The 4,089-nt window shown below is 70.8% G+C and carries 3 protein-coding genes; all 3 read right to left on the reverse strand.

Annotated elements, in window-relative coordinates; genetic code table 11:
* Positions 1-131 precede the first annotated feature (131 nt).
* Entirely contained in the window at positions 132-1,865 is a 1,734-nt protein-coding gene (locus tag E1287_RS42310) for a glycerol-3-phosphate dehydrogenase/oxidase (RefSeq protein ID WP_131971630.1), read from the reverse strand.
* 713 nt (positions 1,866-2,578) lie between these two features.
* Positions 2,579-3,694 carry a GuaB3 family IMP dehydrogenase-related protein gene (locus E1287_RS42315; RefSeq protein ID WP_131971632.1) on the reverse strand — a complete coding sequence of 372 codons (1,116 nt, stop codon included), beginning with the start codon at positions 3,692-3,694 and terminating at the stop codon, positions 2,579-2,581.
* Positions 3,695-3,817: 123 nt separating this feature from the next.
* Positions 3,818-4,089 (reverse strand): hypothetical protein (locus tag E1287_RS45265; RefSeq protein WP_207934802.1); only part of this gene is annotated, 272 nt, incomplete at its 5' end.

Raw genomic sequence — 4,089 nt, forward strand, 5'->3', positions numbered from 1 at the left:
ACAACCGCCGACGCCGCCACAGTGCCCTGGGGATGCTCACCCCGATCGAGTACGAGAGGATCTACCCCACCCGACAGCCGGCATGAGATTCCGGTAAACCGACACCACGTAACTCGGGGCACATCACCGGGCTAAGCGGTGGGGACGATGTCCGGAGCGCCTCGGCGATGGGCGTCGGCTTCCTGATCGTCTTCCTGGGTTTGGGAGGCGCGTTCGGCCTCCACGCGCTTGCGGTAGTACTCGATCTCGCGGTCGCGCTGCTTCTTCGACCAGCCGAGGACGGGGGCGAGGAGGTCGGCGGCCTCCTGAGCGACGCCGACGCCGCGGTCCCAGGTCTCGATGGAGATGCGGGTGCGGCGGGCTAGAACGTCGTTGAGATGGCGGGCGCCCTCGTGGCTGGCGGCGTAGACGATCTCGGCGCGGAGGTAGTCGTCGGCGCCGGCGAGGGGCTTGCCGAGGTCGGGCTTCTCGGAGATCAGTTCGAGGAGGTCGTCCAGGAGCGTCCCGTGGCGGTGCAGGAGGTGCTCGATGCGGGCGACGTGGAGGCCGGAGCGGGACGCGAGGCGGTGGCGGGCGTTCCACATGGCCTGGAAACCGTCGCCGCCGACGAGCGGAACGCGGTCGGTGCAGGACTCGGGGATCTTCCCGTCGAGCCCGTGCGCGACGGCGTCGATCGCGTCCTTGGCCATGACGCGGTAGGTGGTGTACTTGCCGCCCGCGACGAGGACCAGGCCCGGAACAGGGTGTGCGACGACGTGCTCGCGGGACAGCTTCGACGTCTCCTCCGTCTCGCCGGTGAGGAGAGGGCGCAGGCCCGCGTAGACGCCTTCGACGTCGTCGTGGGTGAGGGGCGTGTTCAGCACGGTGTTGACGTGGTCGAGGACGTAGTCGATGTCGGCCTTGGACGCGGCGGGATGGGCCTTGTCGAGGTCCCAGGCGGTGTCGGTGGTGCCGATGATCCAGTGGCGCCCCCACGGGATCACGAACAGGACCGACTTCTCGGTGCGGAGGAGGATGCCGGTCGCGGAGTGGATGCGGTCCTTCGGGACGACGAGGTGGATGCCCTTCGAGGCTTTGACGTGGATCTGCCCGCGGCCGCCGACGAGTTCCTGGATGTCGTCCGTCCAGACGCCGGTGGCGTTCACGACCTGCTTGGCGCGGACCTCGCTGGTCGTATTGCCCTCAAGGTCCCGGATGCGCAGGCCCGTGACGCGCTCGCCCTCGCGCAGGAACCCGAGACACTGGGTGCGGGACGCGATCTGCGCGCCGTACTCGGCGGCGGTCCGGAGCGCCATCATCACGAAGCGGGCGTCGTCCACCTGGGCGTCCCAGAGCTGGATCGCTCCGACGAACGAGTCCTTGCGCAGGGACGGGGCGAGCCGCAGCGCGCCGCGCCGGGTCAGGTGCCGGTGATGCGGGACGCCGCGCGTGCTGCCCATCTGGAACGCGAGCGCGTCGTACAGCGCCACCCCGGCGCCGAAATACGCGCGCTCCCACACGCGGTGCGTCGTGGGCAGAAGGAACGGAACGGGCCGCACCAGGTGCGGTGCGATCTGCTGGAGGAGGAGCCCGCGTTCGGTGAGGGCTTCCCGGACGAGGTCGAAGTTGTACTGCTCCAGGTAGCGCAGCCCGCCGTGGATCAGCTTGGACGAGCGGGAGGACGTCCCCGACGCGAAGTCCCGCGCCTCGACCACCGCGACGGACAGCCCCCGGGTCGCCGCGTCGAGCGCCGCGCCCGCACCGACGATGCCGCCGCCCACGACGACCACGTCGAACTCCTCGCGCGCCATGCGATCGAGCGCCGCCGCCCGTTCGGCCGGACCCAACCTGGAGCTCCCCAGGCCCGTCACAGGTGATCCCGTCATCGCGATTCCCCCCACAGCCGTTCGGTTTCCGAGCGTTTCCTACCCCAGAGTAGGGACGCGTCCACCCCGCAAACGCCCGATTCCACGTGTGCTCGGTCTCAACCGATCACCCCCAAGCGCCCCACCACTCCGCAACGACTTCCCCTCCTGAGCCCGGCAACCGCTCCCGAGCGATCGCCCAAGTGCCGCCGCCCCCATCCTTGGGGACGCGGACCCAAGGGCGCCGCCACCAAGGAACGCCGCCCCTGAGGTCCGCCGTTCCCAAGCGACACCGCCCCTGACCGCCGCCGCTCCTGAAAGCGCCGTCCCCAACCCCAAAGGAGGCGCACCCAAGGTCCGCCGCCGAGGAACGCCGCTCCGAAAACCGCCACTACGCAAGACTGCCGTTTCCCAAGGACCACCGCCCCGTCAGACGCCGCTCCTGACCGACGCCACTCCTGAGACCGCCCTCCCCAGAGACGCTGCTCCCGAGGACCTCCGCTCGACATAGACCACCGCACCGCGCAGACCACCGCACCGCGCAGACCACCGCACCGCGCGCAGACCACCGCACCGCGCGCAGACCACCGCAAACGTGCGGGCCACCGCAAACGTGCGGGCCACCGCAAACGTGCGGGCCACCGCAAACGTGCGGGTCACTGCTCTGCAAAGGGTCCCGAGAAGTACCGCTCGCTTCGCGAGAGGGGCCGATCCTGAGGGGCGTGGGGACGTGATCAGTCGTTGGATCGGCGGGGCGCGACAACGACCTGGACGCGCTGGAACTCCTTCAGTTCCGTGTATCCGGACGTCGCCATCGCGCGGCGTAGCGCTCCGATCAGGTTCATCGAGCCGTCCGCGACGTGGGACGGGCCGTGCAGGATCTGCTCCATCGTCCCGATCGTCCCGAGTTCGAGCCGGGTGCCGCGCGGGACGTCGCCGTGGTGGGCCTCACTGCCCCAGTGGTAGCCGCGTCCCGGCGCCTCGGTGGCCCGGGCGAACGGCGAGCCGACCATCACGGCGTCGGAGCCGCACGCGAACGCCTTGGCGATGTCGCCGCTGTTGACCATGCCTCCGTCGGCGATCACGTGGACGTAGCGTCCGCCGGACTCGTCCATGTAGTCGCGGCGGGCCGCGGCGACGTCCGCGACGGCCGTGGCCATGGGGACGGCGACGCCGAGGACGGTCCGCGTGGTGTGCCCGGAGCCGCCGCCGAACCCGACGAGCACCCCGGCCGCGCCCGTGCGCATCAGGTGCAGCGCCGCCGTGTACGTGGAGCAGCCGCCGACGATGACGGGGACGTCCAGGTCGTAGATGAACTGCTTGAGGTTCAACGGCTCGGCGCGTCCCGACACGTGCTCGGCGGACACGGTCGTGCCGCGGATCACGAACAGGTCGACACCCGCGTCGATCACGGCCTTGTGGAACTGCGCGGTGCGCTGCGGCGACAGGCGCGCCGCCACGGTCACGCCGGCCTCGCGGATTTCCTGGATCCGGCGGCCGATCAGCTCCTCCTTGATCGGCTCGGAGTAGATCTCCTGGAGCCGCTGGGTGGCGCGCACGTCGTCCAGCGAGGCGATCTCGGCGAGCAGCGGCTCGGGGTTCTCGTATCGCGTCCACAGTCCTTCGAGGTCGAGGACGGCGAGGCCGCCGAACCGCCCGAGCGCGATCGCGGTGGCGGGGCTGACGACGCTGTCCATCGGCGCGACGACCAGCGGCATCTCGAACCGGTAGGCGTCGATCTGCCAGGCGACGCTGACCTCCTCGGGATCGCGCGTCCGGCGGGACGGCACGATGCCGATGTCGTCGAAGGCGTACGCCCGGCGGCCGCTCTTGCCCCGGCCGATCTCCACCTCAGCAGCCACTGCGCCCCTCTTCCTCACCCGGCGCCGTGGCCGGTCCTCGTCCTGCTCGGTGTCCCCGGTCCTGCTCGGCGTTCCCGCCGACCGCGGGAACAAGCCCCGGAAGAGCTTACGTCAGCGTCCACCCACGGCCAGCACCCGCAGCGCACCCAGCAGGGCGCCCACCGCCAGGCGCACCACGCCCCAACAAGCGCAACAGACACAAGCAGCAGTGACAGGCACGGCGAGCATGGCGGCACAGCTACAGACCCGGAGACGCAGCAGGCGCGACGCACGCAACAAACGTGGCGCGCGCATCCGCGTGGCGCGCACAGCAAGCAGGGCAGGTGCGGCGGCGGAGCAGACGCGGCAGGCGTGGTGGCGCAGCGTTGCGGTGGGGTGGGTGG

Origin of the sequence: Actinomadura sp. KC06 (assembly GCF_004348735.1) — a bacterium.
Lineage (GTDB): Bacteria > Actinomycetota > Actinomycetes > Streptosporangiales > Streptosporangiaceae > Spirillospora.

Coding starts and splice junctions, on each gene's coding strand:
- E1287_RS42310 (WP_131971630.1), bottom strand. CDS start 1,865: ATGACGGGATCACCTGTGACGGGCCTGGGGAGCTCCAGGTTGGGTCCG.